Below are 23,523 nucleotides of genomic sequence, written 5' to 3'. Positions count from 1 at the left end.
AAAGTGACACTATTTTAACAATTCGCAGGGGATCCGCCTATGCGTCTGACAAATTTATTCTGCCAGCACCGGGTGGCCGCTGATTGTCAGGGTGGTGGCCGCCGCCTGATTCACCAGCCGCGCGCGCGCCCCCAGCGGCAGGGTCACCGTGCGCTGCTCGTGACCAAACTCCAGTCCGCTAATCATCGGAACAGAGAGCTGCTGGCGCAGGTAATCAAAGACCTGCGGCAGGTCGTAACCCGCGTCATAGTCGTTCGGCGTGCCGCCGGTGAAGCTGCCGAAGATCACCGCCCTCTGCGCCGCCAGTACGCCGCTGTGCAACAGCTGAAGCAGCATGCGTTCGACGCGGAACGGGTGCTCATTGATATCCTCCACCACCAGGATGCCGTCGCGGATCGCCGGCAGCCACGGGGTGCCGATAAGCGAGGTCAGCATCGCCAGATTCCCGCCCCACAGGGTGCCTTCCACCCGGCAGTTCGGCCCTTCGCCCGGCCATTCGAGGGTGAATTCCGGCTGGCGCAGCGCCTGCCAGAAATGGTGTTCGGTAAACGGATCGAGGGTCTCCGCGCCGAAGTTGCCCGCGAGCATCGGCCCGCTGAAGGTGACGACATTGCCCAGGGCCAGCAGGCCCGACTGGATGGCGGTGAAATCGCTGTGGCCGCAAATCAGCAGCGGGTCGCGCTGCTGGCGGGCAATCAGCCCCTGCCAGTCGATATGCGGCAGCAGACGACTGGCGCCGTAGCCGCCGCGCACCGCGAGGACGATCCGGTTGCGCCCGGGCAGCTGGGCAAGCTGGTTAATATCGGCCAGCCGTTCATGTTCAGTCCCGGCGAAACGCTGCAGCCGGCGGGGAATGACCTGCTGGTGGGCCACCTCGTGTCCGGCCTGCTGCAGACGCTCGACGCCGCGGGCCGCCGCCTGCTGGTTGATGCAATAACCGGATGGCGCGACCAGATAAAACTGAGACATGATAATTCCTTGCTATGAATGAAAGGGTTATGATGCCGCCTGGAATGGAGATTGTCATCTCCAGGTGGCTAACTTCAGTCCGCACCCGTCATCCTTCTGGCTGTCGGCGGGTGGGGGTCGTACCGCTGCCGTCGTTCTGCAGCATGATGGCGTTTGGGTAGATAAGGATAGATGTGTGAAATTGAGATGGTTGCTTATTTTAGTCGTTTTTCTGGCCGGTTGTAGTTCGAAACATGATTACACCAATCCGCCGTGGAACCCCGAGGTCCCGGTGAAGCGGGCGATGCAGTGGATGCCGATCAGTGAAAAAGCCGGCGCCGCCTGGGGCGTGGATCCGCAGCTGATCACGGCGATCATCGCCATCGAGTCGGGCGGTAACCCTGCGGTAGTGAGTAAATCCGGCGCCGTCGGGCTGATGCAGCTTAAGCCGTCGACCTCCGGACGCGATGTCTATCGGCGGATGGGCTGGCGCGGCGAGCCGTCGGTCAGTGAGCTGAAAAACCCGGAACGGAATATCTCGATGGGGGCCGCCTATCTGAGCATTCTGGAAAACGGCCCGCTGGCGGGGATCAAAGACCCGCAGGTGATGCGCTATGCGGTGGTGGTCTCCTACGCCAACGGCGCGGGCGCGCTGCTGCGCACCTTCTCGTCAAACCGGCAGGACGCCATCGAGGAGATTAACGATCTCGACGCCGATGAGTTCTTCGAGCATGTGGTGAAAAAACACCCGGCTCCGCAGGCGCCGCGCTATATCTGGAAGCTGCAGAAAGCGCTGGATGCCATGTAATCCCTCGTTTGGCCTCCGGGAGTCTCCCGGAGGCCACGTCCTCAGAAATCGTAGCCGACGGTAGCCATCACGCTGCGCTCTGCTCCCCAGTAGCAGTTGCCGGTGCCGTAGCAGCCGGAAACGTATTCACGATTGCCGATATTGTTGGCGTTAACCTGCACATAAGCGCCTTTCAGCCCCGGCGACCAGACGCCGAGGTCGGCCCGCATCATGGCGTCCATCAACGTCACCGACGGCAGCCGCGCGGTGTTGGCATCATCCGCCCACTGTTTGCCGATGTAGCGGACGCCGGCGCCCACCGAGATCCCCGCCGGGAACTGATAGCGCGCCCAGAAGGAGGCCATCTGATCCGGGGTCAGCTGCGGCGTGTTGTTGTCGGTACCGTCCTTAGTGTCCTGGAAGCGCAGACGATTCCAGGTATACGAGGCGATAGTGCTCAGCTGCGGCGTGATCTGATGGTGCGCTTCCAGTTCGACGCCCTGGGAATGCACTTTCCCCGCAGGAATATAGGTGGCGGTGGCGATGTTCGGGTCGCGGGTGGCGACATCCTTTTGCGTCAGGTCGTAAATCGCGATGCTGTAGAGGTCGCTGCTGCCCGGCGGCTGGAACTTCAGGCCGGCTTCAAACTGTTCGGCGGTGGTCGGTTTCAATGGTTTGCCATCCGCGCCGGGCAGCATCGCCGGGGTAATCGCCTGACTGTAGCTCAGATAGGGTGAAAGCCCGTTGTCCAGAGCGTACAACAGCGAGGCGCGGCCGCTGATATGATCGTCTGAACGGCGGTTCGAGGTGCCCTGGGTGTCGCTGACCTGCTGGGAAACGATGCGGTCATAGCGGGCGGAAACATCCATATGCCAGCGGTCCCAGACCATCTCATCCTGCAGATACAGCCCGGTCTGGTAATAGCGGCGATTATTGTCATCGCTGTAGGTCACAGTATGCCCGGTCTGGGCGGTATAGCCGGTAAACGGGTTAAGCGGCGCCGCGCCGCCGGCGCCGGTCCACAGATCGTTGCGGAAGCGATGATATTCGGCGCCGAGGATCAGGGTATGCGCCAGATCGCCAGTATTGAAATCGGCGCGCAGGCGGTTATCGGTTGACCAGCCGTCCAGCGAACCGCGCGAGCCGCTGTAGCCGCGGGCCAGCCTATCGCTGTCATCTATCCAGCCGACCTGGTAGACCTGATCGAGGGAGACGTTGGTGTGGGTGTAGCTCCCGGCGGAATAGACCGACCAGACGTCGGTGAACTGGTGGTCAAACTCATAGCTGTAGATCTGCTGGCGGCGCTGATAGCCATCTCCCGGATCGCCCTCGTTGGTGCTGGTGGAGAGCTTACGGCCATTGTGCGCGTAGCGGGTGCCGTCCAGCGGCAAAGAGCCATGATAGCCGCCGGAAGGATCTTTTTGCAGATAGGCGCGCAGCAGCAGCGAGGTGTCGCTGTTCGGCTGCCACAGCAGGGAAGGCGAAATGGCGTAGCGCTCTTCGCGGGTATGGTCATACTGCGTGTCGCTGCTGCGGGTCATACCGATCAGCCGCCATGCCCACTGCTCATTGATGGCGTCGGTGTAATCGAAGGCCGCGCCTTTGGTATTTTGCGTTCCGCCAGTCAGGCGGACGTGGCCCTGCTGACTGAACTGCGGGCGCTTGGAGGTCAGGTTGACCACGCCGCCCGGCACGCTTTGCCCGTAGAGCGCGGAGGAGGGGCCGCGGATCACATCGACGCGTTCGATAAACCATGGGTCGATCTGCACAACGTTATGGCTGCCGCCGTCGCTCATCAGGCGCATGCCGTCGAGGAACAGGTTATCGACGTCGCCGCCGTGGTAGCCGCGCAGGGAGATAGCGTCAAACCGGGTGGCGCCGCCGCCGAAGCTGGAGTAGACCCCTGGGGTATATTCCAGCGCCTGGCTGATGGTATTCGCCCCCTGATCCGCCATCTGCTGGCGGGTGACAACCGACACCGACTGGGCGGTGGTGATTAACGGCTGGTCGGTTTTCGTCGCCCCGAGCGAGGTGCTGGCGCTATAGCCTTCAGTCGGCGCGCTGGCAGACGCCGGCGGGCTGGCCGTCACCACCACCGTCTCTTCGGCCTGCGCGGTGAAGGGAAGTGCGACCGCGAGGGCGTACAGTAGCCCCGGGCGTTTTCGAGAAATAGCCACGTTCATAAGATCATCCTGAACCAGCGCGGTCTGGTACTCCTGTACGCCGCCGCGGGAAAAACGAATCTGTCATTATTCGTTAAAAAGTAATGCGAATTATTATTGTTTGTATTTGTGCAATCAAGCGAAAAGGTGACCTGTTCAGCGCGAGGGGGTGGAGAGGTGTTTCCCGCGAGCCGCAGAATGGCCCTGCGCGGGAGGGTCGTGACCAGGGAGACCGCTTCACCCCTACCGATTTTGGTAGGGGGAAGCGGAACAGCGTCAGGAGCCGGTCTTTTGCGGTGCCGCAGGGGCGGGGTCGTTAGCGGCGGGTTTGTCCTGTAGTGAAGGCGTTGTCGCCGGACGGGTGGCGGGCAGCGCATCGCAGGGTTTCTCCTGCGGGCAGATCAGGTCCAGCATCTTAAGGGTGACGCCGTTGGTCCAGCCAAAACCGTCCTGCAGTGGATATTCCCCACCGCCGCCGCCGGTGCCGGTCGAACTCACATCATACTTCTCCACCAGCTTTTGTTTGCTGTCATAGGTATGCTGCACGTTGGTCAGGAAACGCCAGCTGACCTCCATGGCGATCTTCTGCTGGCCATAGTTTTGCAGCCCCTCGACGGCCACCCACTGCAGCGGCGCCCAGCCGTTGGGGGCGTCCCACTGCTGGCCGCTGTTGACGGTGGTGGTGGTCAGCCCGCCGGGTTTGAGCAGCCGCGACTCGGCGGCCGCCGCCACTTTCGTCGCCCGCTCGCGTGACGCGGCATTGACGTACAGCGGGAACAGCGCCGCGGCGGTCAGCTGATTGCGCACCTTGTGGCTTTTCAGATCGTAATCGGCGTACCAGCCCTCTTTTTCATTCCACAGGTATTTCTCGATAGCCTGCTGGCGGGTGTTGGCCAGCGCATCGTACCGCGTAGCGCCAGCGCTGTCCCCCGCAGCTTTACTGGCGCGGGCGAGGGTTTTCTCCAGATGGAACATCAGGGCATTGAGATCGACCGGGACAATTGAGGTGGTGCGAATGGTGGCGAGCTGCTGCGGATTGTCCATCCAGCGGGAGCTGAAATCCCAGCCGGAAGCGGCGGCGGAGCGCAGGTCGCGATAGATCTCGGTGGCCGGACGATTCGGGTTGCTTTTGGCGGTTTTGACGTCGTCAAGCCAGGACTCGGGGCGTGGGGTGTCGTTATCGTCCCAGTAGCGGTTGAGCAGCGCGCCATCGGCCATCCGCACCGCCCGTTTGTCGGCGCTGCCGGGAGCCAGCGCGTCCGCCCCGGCCATCCAGTAGCGATACTCTTTCTCCAGCTGCGGCTGGTAGGTTTTCAGCACCTGGTCGCCATCGTGCGTCGCCAGCAGGCTTACCATAAAGGAGAAGAAGGGGGGCTGCGAACGGCTGAGGTAATAGGTGCGGTTACCGTTGGGGATATGGCCCCAGGTGTCAATTTCCGCGGCGAAGTTGGCGACCATATCTTCGACTTTATCCCAGTGACCGCTTTCGGCAAGACCCAGCATGGTGAAATAGCTGTCCCAGTAATAGACTTCGCGAAAGCGTCCTCCGGGGACCACGTAGGGCTTAGGCAGCGGCAGCAGCGAGTCCCACTTTTCCACCTCGACGGTGCTGCGGGTCAGGACCGGCCACAGGCCGTCGATATGCTGACGCAGGGTTTGCCCTTTGGGCGGCACATAGGTGTCGTTCTCTTTCGGCAGCGTGAAGTTCAGCTCGACGAAGTGGCGCAGGTCGAAGCTGGCCTGGTTTTTTTGCATCCGGTAATCGGCAAGGATCATCAGCGGATCGCTGTTAGGGATCGCGTCGGCGAAGGTTTTTTGATCGGCAAAGAGCTTCGCGCTCTGGACATCATTGAACAACGGGCCCAGCAGAATATCCGGCGAGGGTGGCGGCGCGGTTTTGCCGTCTTCCGCCTGGACATTCAGGCTCATCAGGGCGAGCAGGGCGCCGCCGATCGCCAGGCGCAGGGAACAGGGCAAAGCAGCGGGACGATGTGCATCAGTACTCGTCATGGGGAGTTCTCCTTATCATTATCGACTGCGGGCCACGACGTTTGGCCATCCAAAAACCTTAGACGAATATCTGCCGCTGCGCGTGTCAGGGGTAACATTTTGCGCGAAAACAGAGGATTTACCTGCCTGGTTTTCTGCTACAACCGCCGGCAACGCGATTAGGCTTACCGGCAAGCCAACGCGCCGGGCCACTGGCCACGGCGCGCCGGCGGCGGTTACCAGCGGATCGAGATGGGCAGTGAGGCCCGGCCTGCGGCACACTGGCTGACGGCGCAGGCGTCCACCATGGCGCAAAAATCGTCGCCCTGCCTCATGACGGTGCAACCGCAGCCGGGCGCAGGCGGCCATTGTGGCGATTTTTTGCACAATCAGACGGCGGGTCAGAACCGATTTGCACAACGCCGCGGCGGCGGATGACCTGGCATAATTAATGCTTATCTCTTACCGGGATTACCACAAAGTGAGTACAACCGGAGGAGACGGCCATGATAAAAATAACGCTTCCTGACGGGCATTATTATGACGAGATGCTGACCGCCCAGGGTGAACAGCGGCCGCACTATAATGCCTGGTGGCAATGGTTTCGCAACACCGATCAATTCTCTATCCGGCAGAAAAAAGCGCAAGCGGAACTGCTCTTTCACCGTATCGGCATCACTTTTAACGTTTACGGCGAGGATGAAGGGACCGAGCGGCTGATCCCGTTTGACAGCGTGCCGCGGATCATCCCCGCCGGGGAGTGGCAGCGCATTGACCGCGGTATACGCCAGCGGGTGAAAGCGCTAAACGCTTTTCTCTATGACATCTATCATGAGCAGAATATCCTGCGTGCGGGGCTGATCCCGGCCGAACAGGTGCTGGCCAACGAGCAGTACCAGCCGTGCATGCAGGGCATCAACCTGCCAAACAACACCTATGCCCATATCACCGGCGTCGATATGGTGCGCAATAACGACGGACAGTACTACGTGCTGGAGGATAATCTGCGCACGCCGTCCGGCGTCTCCTACATGCTCGAAAACCGTAAGATGATGATGCGCCTCTATCCGGAGATGTTCGAGCAGCATCACATTGCGCCGGTGGAGCGCTACCCGAGCTACCTCCTGCAGACCCTGCGAGAAAGTTCGCTGGTGGATGATCCCTGCGTCGTGGTGATGACGCCGGGTCGCTTCAACAGCGCCTACTTCGAGCACAGCTTCCTGGCGCAGCAGATGGGGGTTGAGCTGGTGGAAAGCGCCGACCTGTTTATTAAAAACGGCGCGGTGTATATGCGCACCACCGAGGGGCCGCGGCGGGTGGATGTGATTTATCGCCGCATCGATGACGCCTGGCTCGACCCGCTGGCCTTCCGCGCCGATTCGATGCTCGGCGTACCGGGGCTGCTGTCCGTTTATCGCGCCGGCGGCGTGGTGCTGGCCAACGCCATCGGCACCGGGGTGGCCGACGACAAATCGATCTACCCGTACGTCCCGGAGATGATCCGCTTTTACCTCGGCGAACAGCCGATCCTCAGCAATATCCCCACCTGGCAGTGCCGGAAAGCGGAGGACCTGCGCTACGTGCTGAGCAATCTGGAGCTGATGGTGGTCAAGGAGGTCCATGGCGCCGGGGGCTACGGCATGCTGGTCGGCCCGCGTTCCACCAAAGAGGAGCGGGAGGCCTTCCGCCAGCGCCTGCTGGCCAATCCGGCCAACTATATCGCCCAGGACACCCTCGCGCTGTCGACCTGCCCGACCTTCGTTGATGAAGGGCTGTCGCCGCGGCATATCGATTTACGCCCCTACGTACTGTCCGGGCAGGAGATGCGGCTGGTGCCTGGCGGCCTGACCCGCGTGGCGCTGACCGAAGGGTCGCTGGTGGTCAACTCGTCGCAGGGCGGCGGAACCAAGGATACCTGGGTGATGGAGGATGACGCATCATGCTAAGTCGTACGGCGAGTGAACTGTTCTGGATGGCCCGCTATCTTGAGCGGGCGGAGAGCTACGCCCGGGTGCTGGACGTGACCTGGAAATTATCAATGATCCCCCGCCACAGTCAGCAGTCGCGGGATCTGGCGCTGCCACTGAATTTGTCGATGACCCACGAGCTGTTTCAGGCGCGCCACGCCCGCTTTACCATGAGCAATCTGCTCAACTTTTTTGCCCTCGATGGCAACAACCCCTGCAGTATTTACAGCTGCGTGGAGATGGCGTGGAACAACGCGCACGCGGTGCGCGGCAGTCTGTCGGCCGAAGTGTGGGAGAGCATCAATGCCACCCGCATCGAGCTGCGAACCCTCCGCCAGCAGGGGCTGGGCGAGCTGGGGAGCGACGGCTTTTTCGAGTGGGTGAAAGAGCGGGTGCATCTGTTTCGCGGGGCGGTGATTGGCACGCTGCTGCGCAACGACGCCCTGAGCTTTATCGGTATCGGCACGCTGATCGAGCGTGCGTTCGCCACCACCCAGCTGCTGCTGATTAAGGATCAACAGCTGACCAACGATCCGGACCCGGTGCGCGAATACTACCGGCTGGATACCCTGCTCAATGCGGTCAGCGCCCGCGAAGCATACAACAGCCTCTACCGCCAGCCGGTCAGTCGCGAAACGGTGATGGAGCTGCTGATCCTGCGTAACGATATTCCACGTTCGCTGCGCGCCAGCATTGCCGACCTGGTGGGCGAACTGGAGAAGATCGCCAACGATCGCTCCTATCAGCCGCTGCGCCTCGCCCATCAGCTCAACGTTGACCTGCGCTTCAGCACCCGTGACGACCTGGCGCAGGCGGACCTGCAGACCACGCTTAACGGACTGCTGGCGAGAATTAACGCCCTGTCCGACAGCATCAGACAAACCTATCTGGAGGCCTTATGAAACTGGTCATCGATCATCTCACCCGCTACGGCTACGATGAAGAAGTGAAGTTTTCCACCCAGTATCTGCGCCTGACGCCGCGCAGCACCGGACGGCAGACCATCACCGCCTGGACGCTGACCCTGCCGGACGGCGCGGCGGTGACCACCACCGACGGTTGGGGCAATGTGCTGCATGTGCTGACGCTGGATAACCCGCACAAAGAGATCACCATCCGCGCCAGCGGGATTGTCGATATCGCCGACGAGGGGGAAGAGACGCGTGATGAAGAGGCCGAGCTGCTGTCGCCGCTGGTTTTTCTGCGCTCTACGCCGCTGACCCGCGCCGATACGGCGATCCGCGAGTTTGCCCAGCGCCTCTATCGTCCCGATGCGGCGGAAGAGAGTTTGAATCAACTGATGGCGGATCTGCTGTTAAGAATGCCATACTCCCCCGGCGCGACCCAGGTGCAGGACTCCGCTGCCGACGCCTTCGCCCGGGCGAAGGGAGTGTGCCAGGATCATACCCATGTTTTTCTCGCCTGCTGCCGGGCGCTGGATATCCCGGCGCGCTACGTCAGCGGCTATGTCTACAGCGATAACGCCCAGCATGTGGCGATGCATGCCTGGGCGGAAGTGTGGCTCGACGGCCGCTGGCTGTCGTTTGATATCACCAATAATACCCGTCGTCTGAATCAGCATCTGCGGCTGGCGACCGGGCTGGATTATCTCGACGCCTGCCCGGTACGGGGCACCCGGTTGGGCGGCGGCGGGGAGATTATGTTAACCAACGCTGAAGTGCGCGAACACAGCCAGCAGGCGCAGCAGCAATAATACGGGAATAACCGCAATGACCTACTGTGTGGCCATGTGCCTGGCGGATGGACTGGTGTTTGCTTCCGACTCCCGCACCAACGCGGGCGTCGACCATATTGCCACTTTTAAAAAGCTGCACGTTTTCCATCAGGAAGGGGAACGGGTGCTGGTGCTGCAATCCGCCGGCAACCTGGCCACCACCCAGAGCGTGATAAGCCTGCTCAGCGCGCGGATCCGTACCCAGCAGGAGCCGAACCTGATGCAGGTAACTTCCCTCTACGACGCCGCCATGCTGATCGGGAAAACGCTGCTGGAGGTGATCCAGCGCGACAGCAGCAACCAGCAAAACTGCAGTAACACCAACTTCAACTGCAACCTGCTGCTTGGCGGCCAGATCGCCGGTGAAACCCATCGTCTGTTCCATATTTATCCGGAGGGTAACTTTATTGAAGCCACCCGCGACACGCCTTATTTCCAGATTGGCGAAAGCAAGTACGGCAAGCCGATCATCGATCGGGTGCTGACCATCGATACGCCGCTGGAGCAGGCGATGTGCTGCGCATTGATCTCCATTGACTCGACGCTGCGCAGTAATCTGTCCGTCGGTCTGCCGCTGGATACGCTGCTCTACCGCAGCGGCAGCCTGAGCAGCGCCGGGCAGCATCGCATCACCGACAGCGATCCCTACTTCAACCGCATCCGCAAGGCGTGGTCGGAAGGGCTGTTGCACACCTTCCGGACCCTGCCGACCTGGACCCCAGCGGAGTGGGAAGAGGAGTAGCCCTGGAACACGACCTCGCCCGGAGCCCGGCCACACGGATGATGACCGGCTCCCTTCGCCCTTAGCGCGTCTCCGCCAGCCGCTCGCCGCTGGCGGCATCAAACAGATGCAGGTTTTCGCGGCGGAGAGTCAGCCCCAACGTCTGCTGCGCCGCGACCGCCACCCTGCCGGCAACCTGCACATGCACCGGAAAACCCTGCCAGTCGAGATGCAGCAGGGTGGATTCCCCCGTCACCTCCATGATGTTTACCGTTGCCGGCGCGCCATGCGCATCCGGCAGAATATCCTGCGGGCGCAGACCGACAATCAGCGGGGCATCGCCCTGCTGCGCCACGGCCTGATGCCAGCGTTCGGCCAGCGGAAACCACAGCGCGCCGCAGGCGACGCCGGGCTGGCCGTCGCGCACGGCGCGCTGACCGGGTAGGAGATTCATCGGCGGGGAGCCGATAAAGCGGGCGACGAAGGTATTGCAGGGCTGGTCGTAAATGGCCAGCGGCGCCCCCTGCTGGACGATCTGCCCGTCGCGCATCACCACAATCTGATCGGCAAGGGTCATCGCCTCCACCTGGTCATGGGTGACATAGATCATGGTGGTATTGATACGCTGGTGAAGGGATTTGATCTCCGCGCGCAGCTCCATCCGCAGCTGGGCGTCAAGGTTCGACAGCGGCTCATCGAACAGGAAAACCTGGGGGTTTCTGACCATGGCCCGGCCCATCGCCACCCGCTGGCGCTGGCCGCCGGAGAGCGCACGCGGATAGCGAGCCAGCAGTTTATCAATCCCCAGCAGGCTGGCGACCTGCTGCACTTTGCTTTTCTGTAACTGCTTATCCACCTTTTTGACCTGCATATGAAAGGCGAGATTTTCCGCCACCGTCAGGTGGGGGTAGAGCGCGTAGCTCTGAAAGACCATCGCCACATCGCGGTCGGCCGGATCCAGATCGTTGACCGACCGCTTGTTCATCAGAATGGTGCCGCCGGAAAGCGTTTCGAGACCGGCCAGCAGGCGCAGCAGGGTCGACTTGCCGCAGCCGGAAGGGCCCACCAGTACGGTAAAGCTGCCGTCGGGGATGGTGAGGTCCAGAGGCTGGAGCACCGTCTGTTTGCCGTAGCGCTTGGCGACATCGATCAGTTCAACACTGGCCATCGGTGGCCTCCTCAAGGTGATGTTGCAGGGTATGCCAGTCGGGATAGCGGCGCGGGGAGGTGCCGATCGCCTGCGCGGCGACGGTATTTCCCCAGCGCAGCGCGGCCGCCGCAGGTTTGCCGCTCAGCAGTGCGGCAAGAAATCCTGCGTTAAAGCTGTCACCAGCGCCGATGGTATCGATCACGGTGACTGGCCGGGTCGGCGCATGGTGATGGCCGTCGGTCGTCCAGCAGTCCGCGCCGTCGGCGCCGCGCTTTACCACGCACCCGCCGCGGCCGCTGAGCCGTGCCGCCAGGACTGCGGCGGCTGCGGCGAGGGTCGGGTGGCCAGCCAGCTGCAGGGTTTCAACGTCGTTGAGCAACAGCCAGTCGCAGTCGCCCAGCCAGCGGTCGACCTCATGACGCAGCGGGTCGCTCCAGCCCTGAGGCGGCCAGCCGGTATCGACGGCAAGGGTAAACCCGCGCTGGCGGAGCGAGGCGAGCAGCTGCGGATAGTCGGACAGCAGCCCGGTACAGAGAAAGGTACCGCAGAGCAACACGATATCGCCCTCGCCAGCGGCGGCCGGCAGCTGGCTCAGCACATCCCCGGCGGTCAGGCGGGTAATATGTCCATGGTTGCTGAGGAAGGAGCGCTCTTTGTTGGGATGGGTGATCGCCACCGTCAGTGAGGTTTCACAGGGATACTGCGGCCAGCGATCGCTGCCGCCGGGAAACTGTGCCGCCAGCCACGGAGTAAACGCGTCGTCGCCCTGGCAGCCGACCGCGCAGTGCGGAAGCTGCATGGCGGCGGCGGCCAGCGCGCAGTTGCCGGCAGAGCCGCCGGGCCGCAGCGCGCTGTGCTCGAGCATCATCTCAGTCCCCTGGGCAGGCCAGTGGATCAGGGTTCCCATCACTAAATCAATATTGTAATTGCCCACGATATAGAGCACAGGTGTCCTGGTGTTATCCATAGTTATCCTTTACTTCCCCCGTTGGTGAGGCCGCTGACCAGCGATTTTTGCAACCAGATAGCAATCAACAGCGGAGGGACTGAGGCCAGTATGCCGACCGCCGCCACCAGCCCGTCATCGGTGGCGCGGCCAGCGGTGAAGCCGGCGATGGTCACCGGCAGCGTTTGGGCGGCGAGGTTGCTGGTGAACAGTAGCGCATAGAAAAACTCGTCCCACGCCAGCAGCCAGCCGAACAGCGCGGCGGCGCCAAGCATCGGTTTCGCCAGCGGTAGAGTAATGCGCAGCAGGACCTGCCAGATGCGCAGACCGTCAAGCCGGGCCGCCTGTTCGATATCCTGCGGCAGGGTATCGAACTGGTTTTTGACCATCCACGTCAGAAACGGCACGATCAGCGAGCAGTAGACCAGCACCAGCCCGCTGCGGGTGTTGAGCAGGCCAAAGTGTTCAAGAATAAAATAGAGCGGCAGCACAAAGGCCACGGGCGGCACCATATAGATGCCGAGGCCGGCGTACAGCCAGCCGTCGCGGCCGGGATAACGCGAAAAGCTGAAGGCGGCAGGGATCGCCAGCAACAACGACACCAGCGTCGCCCCGGCGGCCACCAGCAGGCTGTTGCCCAGCGCGGGAAGAAACAGCGCCCCGGGTTCGCCAGGGGCCAGCGACAGCAGATGGCCATAGCGGCTGAAGTCCCACTGCCGCGGGAGCCACTCCAGCGGGACGCGGGTGAGGTCCGCGGTGGTGCTGACGCTCATCAAAAACAGCCACAGCATCGGGGCGAGGATCGAGATCGCCACCGCCAGCGCCGCCAGGTAACGCAGTACGATGTACCCTTTACGCTTCATCATCAATACTCCGGCGCCGCTGACGCAGCAGCAAAAACAGATACAGGGCTATCAGCACGGCGCACATCAGGCTCATCAGCATGGCGTAGGCCGCGCCGCTGCCGGCGCGCAGGTAGCTGAAGGACTCCTGATAGACAAAAAAGCTCAGCGTTTTGGTGCTGTCGAGTGGGCCGCCGCGGGTCATAACATAGATAATGTCGAACACTTTGAAGGCATCGATGGTGCGTAGCACCAGCGCGACGCCAAGGGGACCCACAATGGCCGGAAAGGTAATGGCGCGAAAACGCCGCCAGGCCGAGGCGCCGTCGAGCCGCGCCGCCTCGTACAGATCGTCGGGAACAGACTGCAGGGCGGCCAGCACCAGCAGGGTGACCAGCGGGTAGTTTTTCCAGATATCCGCCAGCATCACCGCGTGCAGCGCAGAATCCGGCGAGCCCAGCCAGCTGCGATAGCTGTCAATCAGCCCCAGCTGGCTGAGCAGAGCATTAACGCTGCCGTAGTCGGGATTAAAGTTAAGCCGCCACATCATGGCGTTGACGATAGTCGGCAACGCCCACGGCAGGATCACCAGCACCCGCAGGATATTTCGCCCGACAAAACGCTGATTCAACAACAGCGCCACCAGTACGCCGATCGCACCCTCAATCGCCACCGAGACCACGGTGAAATAGAGCGTTCGCGCGAAGGCCGCGCGAAAGTCCGGGTCGGTCAGGGCATAAAGATAATTATCCAGCCAGACGTAGTGGGTCGCCTCGCCGCTTCCGGCCAGCGCGGTATCGGTAAAACTCAGCCACAGCGTGCGCGCCAGCGGCCATGCGGTGAGGATAAACATCGCGATAAGCATGGGCGCTAACAGCACCCATGCCTGACGATGCTCGCGTCGTTGCAGACTCAGCATCATGCCTCCTTAACGCAGACGGGCCGCGCTGGTGTCGACCACCTTGAGGGCGACGTCGGGCGTGGCTTTACCCTGCAGTACCGACTGAAGCTGCTGTTGCAGGGTGTTTGACAGGCGCGAGTAATCTGCCGTTTCGGGACGAGAGAGCATCACATTCAACGACTTGTCGGCGGCGGCGATCAGGCTCTCCTGGCCTTTGGCAACGGCAGGATCCTGGTACGAGGCTTTCCACACCGGCAAGCTCAGTTTGGCATACTTGTCCTGTACCGGCTGGGAGGTCAGATAGTGAATATACTGCCAGGCCTCTTCCGGATGCTGACTGGCTTTGGCGATGCCCAGGCCCATTGAACCGTTGACGGCGCCGGGTTTATCCGGGGTATCGCCTGGGGCGGGGACAATGCCAACATCACCTGCGACTTTACTCTGTTTCGGATCGTTGGCCATGTTGTACATATAGGTCCAGTTGAGCGCAAAGGCGGCGTCGCCATTGGAGAAAGCCTTACGCACATCCTCCTCAAGGTATTCACGTGATGCCGGGTTGCTCAGCCCCTGATCGAGCGAGGTTTTCATCAGCGTGACCGCTTTCAGCGAGGCGGGCGTCGAAAAATCGAGCTTGCCGTTCTGGTAAAAGCTCCCGCCGAAGCCGGAGACGAGGGTGGTGTAATCGCAGACCAGCGCTTCCGCTTGCGACCAGCTCCAGACCAGAGGATATTTGACGATCCCTTTGTCCTTAAGCACTTTGGCGTCGTCCATCACCTGCTGCCAGCTGGCAGGCGGCGTTTTGATTCCCGCTTTGTCCAGCATGGCTTTGTTGTAGTACAGATATTTGGTGTCGAGGATCCACGGCATGCCGAGGGTTTTGCCTTGATACACCACGGTATTCATCGCCCCGGGGAAAATCTTCTCGCGCTCGTCGGCGGCAATCCGTGAGGAGACATCCTGCAGCAGATCGAAGCGGCTAAACTCCGCCGGCCAGATCGCGTCGAACAGCACCACGTCGTAGCCGTTACCCCCTGCGCCGCGGGCGGCGACGATCTTGTCGTGCAGCGCTTCATAGGGGACGAATTCGAGATTGACCTTCACGTCAGGGTGTTGCTTTTCGAAGTCACTGGTCATCGCGCGAATGTCGTTTTCGCTATAGGCCGCCTGGGTCATGAACAGGGCATTAATCTGGGTCGCTGCGCTGACGCTTCCGCTGATAACGAGCATCGCCAGCAGACAGGCGTTGACCCGTAGTGCGCTGTGGTATTTCATCTTTGCTCTCCGCTGTGCTGTACTGAAAGGGGTTATGATTTATTAAATCAATTTGATTGATTTAATCAGGGCGACAATATCGGCAACATCTCCCGAGTGGTCCCAGCACTAAGCGTAGCAAAGGGTATGCCATCGCGAAGACCCGCCTGCGCGGGTCGTTGTCAGATCTGTGATGCCGGCTAAAATTTCACCAGTCCAGCCTGGAAGGGAAACGATGAAAACATCAGGTACAAACCTTGAACATGCCCGGGTGCATAACCGCCGGGTGATCATTGAGGCGGTGCGTTTACATGGCGAGCTGACCCGCGCCGAGCTGGCGCGGCTGACCGCGCTGACCCCGCAGACCGTGTCGAATATTGTGGCGGAGCTGGAGCAGATGGATCTCCTGACCAGCCACCAACCGCGGCGCGCCAGCGGCCGTGGACAGCCAGCGGTGCCGGTGAGCCTCAATCCCGCCAGCGCCTGGTCAATTGGCATCCATCTCGATCATCAGACGTTGATTGTGGTGCTGGTGGATCTGGCCGGCGAGGTCCATTTTCGCCGACTCATTCTGGTGCAAAAGCCCCAGCCTGGTGCGACCTTTGCCCGCCTCGCTGAGGTGCTGGATGAGATCCGTGCGCTGCCGACGCTGGACTGGTCGCGGGTGCTGGGGATGGGGGTCGTGATGCCGGGGCCCTTTGGCGTGGAAGGGATCTCGTCGACGGGGCCCACGACGCTCAACGGCTGGGAAGGAATCGACGTAGCGGCGGAGCTCGGGCGACTCAGCGGCCTGCCGGTGACTCTCGAAAACGACGCCACGGTGGCCGCCATTGGCGAACGCTTTCACGGCGTGGCGCGGCAGCTCAACTCTTTTGTCTATCTCTATATTGGCACCGGTCTGGGCGCCGGTATTTTTACCGATGGTCATGTGTATACCGGCCATGCCCATAACGCCGGTGAGGTCGGGCATATCGTGGTCGCGCCGAACGGTCGCCCTTGCTATTGCGGGAATGAGGGATGCCTTGAGCGCTATGTTTCGCTGCAGGCGGCCTATGAGTTTTGCGGCCTCGACCCTTATCGCGCGCTGCCGGAAGATCTGCTGTCGGTGGACGCTGCGCTTTTCGACCAGTGGATCACCAGCATCCTGGCGCCGTTGCGTCAGGCGATCAATTTGCTGGAGTGCGTCTTCGATGCCGAGACGGTGGTGGTGGGCGGTATGATGCCCGCCCCCTTGCTGGAGAAAGTGCTGGCGCGGCTGCCGCCGCTATATCAGTCTGTGCGCGGGCGTTACCTGCCGGCGCAGCGTGTCAAAATGGGGATGACCGGCACCGATACCGCCGCGCTGGGCGCCGCTGCGCTGCCAATCTTTGATGAATTTAATCCGCAGTTTCAGGTGTTGATGAAAGCGGTGAATACAAACGCGCTTTTTGGCAAAGCTAAGTAAATTAAATACTTTGTTATTTAACGTGTTATCTCACATCTTCGGAGGGAATGAGGCAACACGGCAAGGTATGGGAAGTGACGGAAAAGAAGACGGCTGTCTATGTGGATGACCAACAGCGCATCCTGATCCGCCAGCTGGCGCGCAGCTGGCTGTGGCGCAGCGAGCTGCCGACCTGGCTGCTGATTGTGACGGTTTACGGCGGCTGGTTTGCCTGCGTGACGAGCTGGCGGACGCTGGGACTGTTTCCGGCCACGCTGCTGCTAATCTGGTTTACCGCCTGGTATATGTCCTTACAGCATGAGCTGATCCATGGGCATCCCACCCGGCTGGTATGGTTCAACCAGCTGCTGGGGACGCTGCCGCTGGCGGTCTGGTATCCCTACGGCGTCTACCGCGACAGCCATCTGGCGCACCATCGCAACCATCTGCTGACGCACCCCGAGGACGACCCCGAATCGTACTATGTGACGGCGGAAAGCTGGCAGCGCTTCTCTGCCTGGCAGCGCCGTCTTATCCACCTGCGCAATACCTTCTGGGGGCGTCTGCTGCTGGCGCCGCTGATGGATATCGTTCACACCCTGCGTAGCGCGCTGCGGGCTTTCCGCGCGGGCGACCGCCGCGCCATCGCCATGTGGAGCCTGCATCTGTTTCTGTTGACGGGTCTGCTGGCCTGGATGGCGGCGCAGGGTTTTTCCCCGCTGTGGTTTGTGCTGGCGGTGAGCTACCCGGCGCTGGCCCTGACCAAAGTGCGCTCTTTTCTCGAACACCGGGCCGCGGATGACCCGCTGGCCCGCTCGGTGATCAACGAGGCCGGGCTCCCCTGGCGGGTGCTGTTCCTCAATCTCAACTACCATGCGGTACACCATGACCTGCCAGGGGTCCCCTGGTACGCTTTACGTCGGCTGTATCTGCATCGCCAGGCGGCTTATCTGCAGCGTAATCAGGGGTTCCTGGTGCGCGGGTACGGTGAGTGGCGACGCCATTTTAGCCGCCGGGCGGTGGCGGTGAACGCCCATCCAGGCTTTGGCGAACAGGCGCAGGCGGGAGGAGAACATGGCTGAACGTATGACCTTTCCTATGTATGCCATCCACCGACAACAGACCCAGGCCCTGTGGCTGGCGGTGCAGTCGCTGCTTGCTGCACGCGGCGTGAGGGTGGCGGAGGACCCTCCGGCGGCCGATCCCGAGGATCTGCTGGCCCACTGGCGCCAGCCGGGGCTGTTGCTGAGCCAGACCTGTGGCTATCCGCTGGTGACCCAGCTGCCGGAGGTGCAGACGGTGGGCTGCTTCCACTACGCCGCGCCCGGTTGCGAGGGGCGCCGCTACCGCAGCCTGCTGGTGGTTCGCGAAGCGGATAGTCACCGGATGCTGGCGGACTTTTTTGGCCGCCGCGCGGTGTGCAATGCCGAGCACTCGCAGTCTGGCTACAACGTGCTGCGCAAAATGGTCGCGCCGCTCTCCCGGCAGGGGCGATTTTTTTCGGCGGTGGTGTTCAGCGGCAGCCATCGGCAGTCGCTGCGCGAGCTGCAGCAGGAAAACGCCGATATCGCCGCCATCGACTGCGTGACCTACGCTCTGCTGCAGCGCCATCAGCCGCAGGCCCTGGCAGGCCTGGCGGCGATCGGCTGGAGCCCGGCCGCGCCAGGCCTGCCGCTGATCACCGCCGGCGCCACCCCGGCGGCGACGCTGAACAGCCTGCGCGAGGCGCTCCAGCAGCTGGTGAGCGATGCGCGCTATCGTCGCCTGTGCGACGCCTTGCTGATCTGCGGCTATAGCGATATGTCGCGGGAGGCCTATGCTCCGCTGCTGGCGTGGCGGGATGAGGCCGCGGCGCTGGGGGTCAGTCAGCTGTAGGTAAAATGCCCCGGCCAGCGATCTGCGCCGGGGCGGGCCATGGCAAGCTACGGCGTCGGCGGTAACGCGGGGCGGGACGGGGCGGTGAAGCGGTTTTCCACCGCCGGCAGACCGAGCTTTTCACGCAGGGTGCCGGGCGGATAGCGGTCGCGCATGACGCCGTTACGCTGCAGAAGCGGCACCACCTGGTCAATAAAGCGGTCAAAGTCTCCCGGCAGCAGCGGGAACATCAGGTTGAACCCATCGGCGGCGCCCGCCTGCCAGGTCTCCGTTAAGGTGGCGGCAATCTCCTCGGCGCTGCCCAGCAGCAGCCAGCTATCAGAACTCTGTAATAACAACTTCCCCAACTCCAGCAGGGTGAGCTGCGGATCGTACTGGCGGATAAGCTTCAGCGCGGTACGGATGCCGTCAAAACTCTCCTCATCGGGGAGCTGCGGCAGAGGTTGGTCCCGCGGCAGGGCGCTGAGATCCATTCGAAGATAAGAGGAGAGCAGATCGATAGCCATCTGGTCGCTCATGAGCTGCTCGTTAAGCTGCTGGCGGGCCGCCTTCTCCTCGCCGGAGTTCACCACCACCGGCAGGACCCCGGCGATGATTTTGAAATGGGCCGGATCGCGCCCGTGCTGGCGCAGCCGCTGGTTCATCTCTTCGCGATAGGCCAGCCCCTCGGCGACCGAATGAATAAACACGAAGTGCATATCAGACCAGGCGGCGGCCAGCGCTTTTCCCGCCTCCGAAGAGCCGGCCTGCACCAGCAGCGGATGGCCCTGCGGCGGGCGAGGTACGTTGAGCGGGCCGCGGACGCGGAAGTACTCGCCCTGATAGTCGAGGTGATGCACCTTGTCGGCATCGGCGAAGACTCCGCGCGCTTTATCAAAGATTGCCGCGCCATCTTCCCAGGAATCCCACAGGCGAGTGACCACGTCGATGAATTCATTGGCCCGCTGGTAGCGGGTGCCGTGGCGGGGAAGCTGCTCCAGACCGAAGTTTGCCGCTTCTTCTTCCAGCCATGACGTCACCACATTCCAGCTTGCCCGGCCATTGCTGAGGAAATCCAGCGAGGCAAAGTACCGGGCGAGATTATAGGGTTCGTTATAGGAGGTCGACGCGGTGGCCATCAGGCCGATATGCTCCGTTACCGCGGCGAGGGCGGAGAGCAGCGTCAGTGGTTCAAGCCGGGCGTTGGCATAGTGGCTCAGGCCGCTGGGCACCGTATCCCACACCGCGATATGGTCGGCGACAAAGATAGCGTCCAGGGTCGCCGCTTCGGCCTTACGCGCCAGGCTGGCGTAATAGTCGAGGGTAAATATGTCCGCTTCAGGCGCGTCAGGGTGGCGCCAGGAGAAACGGTAATCCCCCTGTGGGTTATAAAAGAAGAGGTTCAGGATCATGTGTCGGTTAGACATAGCGTAGACTCGCGGCTGAACGCCATCCGTGGCGGGGTGACGGTCAGTGTTGGGATAGGTTGGCATTAACCCACTGTTCGGCGACGGCCGCCGGATCTTTATGCTGGAGATCCACCTGCTGGTTGAGGGCAATCAGCGTGGCATTGTCCAGTTTGCCGGAGACCTCATTGAGCACGGCGCCTATCTCCGGCGTCAGACTGGCTTTGCGCACCAGCGGCACGACGTTCTGACTCGGTTGTTCATGTTTATCATCCTCGAGGACCACCCATTTCTCCTTCGCCAGATTGCCCTGGGTGGAGACGACCGTCGCGACGTCGATTTTGCCCGAATTGAGCGCCAGCCGGGTGAGCGGCCCACCCATGTCCAGCGATTTCACCGCTTTGAACTCAAGACCATAGACGCGCTTCAGCCCCGGCAGGCCGAGGGCACGTACCGCCAGCTCTGGCGGTCCGCCGATCACCAGCTGCGGGGCGACGGGCTTCAGGTCGGAGAGGGTGCGCAGATGGTATTTCTCCGCGGTCTCGGCACGTACCGCCCAGGCGGTGATCGAGGTGGCCGGGGCCGGGTTCAGCAGGGTGAAATCGGCGGGCAGGGCCTGGGCCAGCTCTGCGCTGACGTCCTGCTGGCTGGTGGCCTCGGTTTTGCCGTTATAGAAATTGAGCAGGGCGCCAAGATATTCCGGAACGATATCGATCTCACCGCTCTGCAGCGCCGGAATAATAATTTCCCGGTTGCCGAGGTTGAGACGGGTGTTGGCCTCAATATGATTTTTCTTTAGCGCGCTGGCGTAGATGTTGGCGAGAATAGAGCTTTCGGTAAAGTTGGCCCCGCCCACGGTGACGCCGGCGGCAAAGGTGTTAACGCTCAGACTGAAGAGCCCGGCGGCCAGCAGCGAGAGACGAAATCGACGGGCGGTGACGGCCTTGCCAAATAATTGCTTCATAATACCTCTTGTATTTTCAGGTTAATCAGCGCCAGGCGCTGAGGGTAATGTCAGGTACACGCTAATAAGGCGCGGCAATTCGGCGGTGGGTCAGGCGTCCGGCGCAGCCGGCGAAAAGCAGTTCGCCGCCTATCGCCAGCAGGGAAACCACCAGCGAGCCGCCGATCACCTGCGGGATATCCCGCTGCCCGAGGCCATCGATCAGAAAACGTCCCAGCCCGCCCAGGCCGGCATAGGCTGCGACTACCGCCGTGGCGATAAGCTGAACCAGCGCGGTGCGCATCCCGGCGAGGATCAGCGGCGCCGCCAGCGGGATCCGCAGCTGCCACAGGCTTTGCCAGGGGGTCATACCCAGCGCGATGGCCGCATCGCACAGCGGGCGGTCGGCGTGATAAATCCCCACCCAGGTGTTAGTGAGAATGGGCGGAATAGAAAGCGCGATAAGCGCCGCCAGCACCGGGATATCGTTAAAGCCAAAAACGATGATGCATAACAAGATCAGCCCTAACGAAGGGATGGCGCGGCCAAGATTAAACAGGTTGATCACCACGAAGGCGCCTTTGCGCCAGTAACCCAGGGCGATGCCGAGCGGCAGGGCAATGGCGCAGGCAACGGCCATGCTGACCAGCACGTAATAAAGGTGTTGGCCCAGGCGCAGCAGGATGCCATCGTCGCCCAGCCAGTGCTCCGGCTGGGTTAACCAGTGAAAGGTGGCGAGAAGCAGCGTCATCATTTCGTCCACGGCGTTAGCCAGTCGCCGAGACGGGCAATCAGCCCGTCAAAGACCAGCGAAAGTACAAGACTGAGGACCAGGCTGACGACAATCGGTGTCAGAAAGTCCTGATTAAAGCCCGCCATCAGCAACTGCCCGAGCCCGCCCTGACCGATCAGCGCGGTGACAGTGACCAGGCCGACCAGCGTCACCGAGGCAATGCGCAGCCCGGCAAACAGAGAGGGCAGCAGCAGCCACAGCTCGATATCGAAGAAGCGGAAACCGCGGGTGTAGCCGAGCGCCCGCGCCGACTCCAGCGCCGCCTGCGGCAGCTTCTCCATGCCGGCCAGCACGTTGCGCAGCAGGATCAACAGCGAGTACAGCGTCAGGCCAATCAGCGAGGTGGTCAGCGACAGCCCGGTAAACGGCAGCAATAAAATAAACAGCGCCAGTGAGGGAATGGTAAACAGCACGCCGCAGAGGGTGATGAGCGGCTGCGCCGTCGCGGGCCAGCGCAGGGTAATGGCTAACAGGCCGCCGGTGAGCAGGGAGCCGAAAAACAGCGCCAGCAGGACCATCCGCGCATGCTGCCAGAGAAGATCGCCGATCATCGCGCGGTTATCGATAACCCAGCCCCAGTCAATCATGAGGTCTCACCCCCACCGCGCCCTCGAGCACCTGCTGCAGCAGGGCGTGGGACACCGCCCCCTGGTATTGTCCTTCGCTATCCACATGCACCAGCACGCCGGTCGCCACGTCGAGCAGCGCGCTGTAGGCGAAACGCAGGCTGTGGCTGCTGGCGAGCGGGCGCTCCACCGGCAGGGTGAGACCGTGTTGCGGATCGAACCAGTGCAGCGGACGTCGCTGGTGGTCAAGCACCAGGCGCAGCGGGCTGGCTAGCGGTGGATGGGCGCTGGCGATCGGCGTCAGCGCTTCGTCGAGCAGGGGGACATCGTGACGCGGCAGCTGGCCGACCTGAATCATACCCAGCCGTTTCAGATTGGGCTCCGGGCCGATAAAGCGGCGCACGAACTCGCTCGCCGGGTGGGCCAGAATACGGTCGGGGGTATCAAACTGCGCCAGCACGCCGCCTTCCTGGAAAATGGCGATTTTATCGCCGAGGCGGATCGCTTCATTGATGTCGTGGGTCACTAATACAATGGTTTTCTGCAGCCGCTGCTGCAACAGCAACAGCTCGTCCTGGAGGCGTTCACGGACCACCGGGTCGATGGCGGCGAAGGGCTCATCCATCAGTAAAATCGGCGGATCGGCGGCGATGGCGCGGGCGATGGCCACGCGTCCCTGCTGGCCGCCGGAGAGCTGATGCGGATAGCGGTGCAGCAGATGGCTGTCGAGCGACATCAGCGCTACCAGTTCGTCAATGCGCGCGCTGATGCGCGCTTTGCTCCATCCCGCCAGCCGCGGCACGGTGGCGATATTTTGCGCCACGGTACGATGGGGAAAGAGCGCGGCGCTTTGCATCACGAAGCCGATCTGGCGGCGGACCTGGATAATATCAGCGTCAGCGAGGCGGACGCCCTGAATATAGACGTCGCCGCTGTCGGGAATATCCAGCTGGTTGATCATCCGCAGGATGGTGGTTTTTCCGCAGCCGCTCGGGCCGACGAAAGTGCAGAATTCGCCATGATCAATATCCAGACTGAGGTCGAGAATGGCCGGCTGGGCGCTGCCTGAATAGGTTTTGAAAAGATGCGCTAATTTTATCATGGCGGAATTCAACACTCTGAATAATAAAGTCCTGACC

21 protein-coding genes are annotated in these 23,523 nt (G+C 61.9%); 8 read left to right on the top strand and 13 right to left on the bottom strand.

The window, feature by feature from the left end; translation table 11 throughout:
* Nucleotides 1-54 precede the first annotated feature (54 nt).
* On the bottom strand, nucleotides 55-969 hold the full coding sequence (ldcA, locus tag ACOI7D_RS19650) for a muramoyltetrapeptide carboxypeptidase (protein ID WP_064157416.1): 915 nt from the start codon (nucleotides 967-969) through the stop codon (nucleotides 55-57).
* 175 nt (nucleotides 970-1,144) lie between these two features.
* Between ldcA and emtA the strand changes: the two genes are divergently transcribed.
* Entirely contained in the window at nucleotides 1,145-1,756 is a 612-nt protein-coding gene (gene emtA / locus ACOI7D_RS19645) for a membrane-bound lytic murein transglycosylase EmtA (RefSeq protein ID WP_002910846.1), read from the top strand.
* A gap of 41 nt (nucleotides 1,757-1,797) precedes the next feature.
* Here the strand turns inward: emtA and ACOI7D_RS19640 are convergent, their stop codons facing one another.
* Complete coding sequence (locus ACOI7D_RS19640) at nucleotides 1,798-3,918, bottom strand: TonB-dependent siderophore receptor (RefSeq protein ID WP_109547169.1); 2,121 nt, start codon at nucleotides 3,916-3,918, stop codon at nucleotides 1,798-1,800.
* Between the two features lie 255 nt (nucleotides 3,919-4,173).
* The gene (locus ACOI7D_RS19635) at nucleotides 4,174-5,907 is read right to left on the bottom strand and encodes an alpha,alpha-trehalase (RefSeq protein WP_023290200.1); all 1,734 of its coding nucleotides are present in this window, start codon (nucleotides 5,905-5,907) and stop codon (nucleotides 4,174-4,176) included.
* A 485-nt stretch (nucleotides 5,908-6,392) separates the two neighbouring features.
* Here ACOI7D_RS19635 and ACOI7D_RS19630 point away from each other — a divergent pair, with 485 nt between their 5' ends.
* The 4 genes from ACOI7D_RS19630 to ACOI7D_RS19615 are packed head-to-tail and all read left to right on the top strand — an operon-like array spanning nucleotide 6,393 to nucleotide 10,330.
* A complete protein-coding gene (locus ACOI7D_RS19630; RefSeq protein WP_004180417.1) occupies nucleotides 6,393-7,832 on the top strand; it encodes a circularly permuted type 2 ATP-grasp protein in 1,440 nt (479 codons plus the stop codon).
* The gene (locus ACOI7D_RS19625) at nucleotides 7,826-8,755 is read left to right on the top strand and encodes an alpha-E domain-containing protein (RefSeq protein WP_002910835.1); all 930 of its coding nucleotides are present in this window, start codon (nucleotides 7,826-7,828) and stop codon (nucleotides 8,753-8,755) included. Before ACOI7D_RS19630 ends, ACOI7D_RS19625 begins: the two co-directional genes overlap by 7 nt.
* Entirely contained in the window at nucleotides 8,752-9,567 is an 816-nt protein-coding gene (locus ACOI7D_RS19620; RefSeq protein WP_032453344.1) for a transglutaminase family protein, read from the top strand. Before ACOI7D_RS19625 ends, ACOI7D_RS19620 begins: the two co-directional genes overlap by 4 nt.
* Nucleotides 9,568-9,583: 16 nt before the next feature.
* Nucleotides 9,584-10,330, top strand: coding sequence for a proteasome-type protease (locus ACOI7D_RS19615; RefSeq protein WP_109547170.1), 747 nt, complete (start codon nucleotides 9,584-9,586; stop codon nucleotides 10,328-10,330).
* A gap of 61 nt (nucleotides 10,331-10,391) precedes the next feature.
* Here ACOI7D_RS19615 and ACOI7D_RS19610 read toward each other — a convergent pair whose 3' ends face one another.
* The 5 genes from ACOI7D_RS19610 to ACOI7D_RS19590 are packed head-to-tail and all read right to left on the bottom strand — an operon-like array spanning nucleotide 10,392 to nucleotide 15,420.
* A complete protein-coding gene (locus ACOI7D_RS19610; RefSeq protein ID WP_109547171.1) occupies nucleotides 10,392-11,477 on the bottom strand; it encodes an ABC transporter ATP-binding protein in 1,086 nt (361 codons plus the stop codon).
* Nucleotides 11,464-12,426, bottom strand: a complete 963-nt coding sequence (locus ACOI7D_RS19605) for a carbohydrate kinase family protein (RefSeq protein ID WP_048297796.1) — start codon at nucleotides 12,424-12,426, stop codon at nucleotides 11,464-11,466. The genes ACOI7D_RS19610 and ACOI7D_RS19605 overlap by 14 nt, the downstream gene beginning before the upstream one ends.
* A 2-nt stretch (nucleotides 12,427-12,428) precedes the next feature.
* Nucleotides 12,429-13,268 carry a carbohydrate ABC transporter permease gene (locus tag ACOI7D_RS19600; RefSeq protein ID WP_008804323.1) on the bottom strand — a complete coding sequence of 280 codons (840 nt, stop codon included), beginning with the start codon at nucleotides 13,266-13,268 and terminating at the stop codon, nucleotides 12,429-12,431.
* Nucleotides 13,258-14,166: a carbohydrate ABC transporter permease gene (locus ACOI7D_RS19595; RefSeq protein WP_053810204.1), complete on the bottom strand. Its 909-nt coding sequence runs from the start codon at nucleotides 14,164-14,166 to the stop codon at nucleotides 13,258-13,260. Before ACOI7D_RS19595 ends, ACOI7D_RS19600 begins: the two co-directional genes overlap by 11 nt.
* A 9-nt stretch (nucleotides 14,167-14,175) precedes the next feature.
* Nucleotides 14,176-15,420 (bottom strand): extracellular solute-binding protein, encoded by a 1,245-nt coding sequence (locus ACOI7D_RS19590; protein WP_109547172.1) that lies wholly within the window; start codon nucleotides 15,418-15,420, stop codon nucleotides 14,176-14,178.
* Between the two features lie 214 nt (nucleotides 15,421-15,634).
* Here ACOI7D_RS19590 and ACOI7D_RS19585 point away from each other — a divergent pair, with 214 nt between their 5' ends.
* The 3 genes from ACOI7D_RS19585 (at nucleotide 15,635) to ACOI7D_RS19575 (ending at nucleotide 18,697) form a co-directional block, all read left to right on the top strand.
* A complete protein-coding gene (locus ACOI7D_RS19585; protein WP_048297795.1) occupies nucleotides 15,635-16,843 on the top strand; it encodes an ROK family transcriptional regulator in 1,209 nt (402 codons plus the stop codon).
* Between the two features lie 74 nt (nucleotides 16,844-16,917).
* Nucleotides 16,918-17,904, top strand: coding sequence for a fatty acid desaturase (locus tag ACOI7D_RS19580; RefSeq protein ID WP_162543113.1), 987 nt, complete (start codon nucleotides 16,918-16,920; stop codon nucleotides 17,902-17,904).
* Entirely contained in the window at nucleotides 17,897-18,697 is an 801-nt protein-coding gene (locus ACOI7D_RS19575) for a phosphate/phosphite/phosphonate ABC transporter substrate-binding protein (RefSeq protein ID WP_109547173.1), read from the top strand. Before ACOI7D_RS19580 ends, ACOI7D_RS19575 begins: the two co-directional genes overlap by 8 nt.
* A gap of 47 nt (nucleotides 18,698-18,744) precedes the next feature.
* Here ACOI7D_RS19575 and ACOI7D_RS19570 read toward each other — a convergent pair whose 3' ends face one another.
* The 5 genes from ACOI7D_RS19570 to ACOI7D_RS19550 all read right to left on the bottom strand — a co-directional run bounded on the left by ACOI7D_RS19570 (nucleotide 18,745) and on the right by ACOI7D_RS19550 (nucleotide 23,486).
* A complete protein-coding gene (locus tag ACOI7D_RS19570; RefSeq protein WP_226453180.1) occupies nucleotides 18,745-20,088 on the bottom strand; it encodes an LLM class flavin-dependent oxidoreductase in 1,344 nt (447 codons plus the stop codon).
* A gap of 58 nt (nucleotides 20,089-20,146) precedes the next feature.
* Complete coding sequence (locus ACOI7D_RS19565; RefSeq protein WP_023290194.1) at nucleotides 20,147-21,046, bottom strand: ABC transporter substrate-binding protein; 900 nt, start codon at nucleotides 21,044-21,046, stop codon at nucleotides 20,147-20,149.
* A 61-nt stretch (nucleotides 21,047-21,107) separates the two neighbouring features.
* Nucleotides 21,108-21,776 (bottom strand): ABC transporter permease, encoded by a 669-nt coding sequence (locus tag ACOI7D_RS19560; protein WP_109547175.1) that lies wholly within the window; start codon nucleotides 21,774-21,776, stop codon nucleotides 21,108-21,110.
* A complete protein-coding gene (locus ACOI7D_RS19555) occupies nucleotides 21,776-22,405 on the bottom strand; it encodes an ABC transporter permease (RefSeq protein WP_023290192.1) in 630 nt (209 codons plus the stop codon). Before ACOI7D_RS19555 ends, ACOI7D_RS19560 begins: the two co-directional genes overlap by 1 nt.
* On the bottom strand, nucleotides 22,398-23,486 hold the full coding sequence (locus ACOI7D_RS19550) for an ABC transporter ATP-binding protein (RefSeq protein ID WP_109547176.1): 1,089 nt from the start codon (nucleotides 23,484-23,486) through the stop codon (nucleotides 22,398-22,400). The genes ACOI7D_RS19555 and ACOI7D_RS19550 overlap by 8 nt, the downstream gene beginning before the upstream one ends.
* Nucleotides 23,487-23,523 lie beyond the last annotated feature (37 nt).

It is taken from the genome of Klebsiella sp. C360 (assembly GCF_048822415.1).
Classification (GTDB): domain Bacteria; phylum Pseudomonadota; class Gammaproteobacteria; order Enterobacterales; family Enterobacteriaceae; genus Klebsiella; species Klebsiella quasipneumoniae.
Note: the sequence above shows the minus strand (reverse complement) of the source record. Positions and strands in the feature narration are given on the sequence as shown.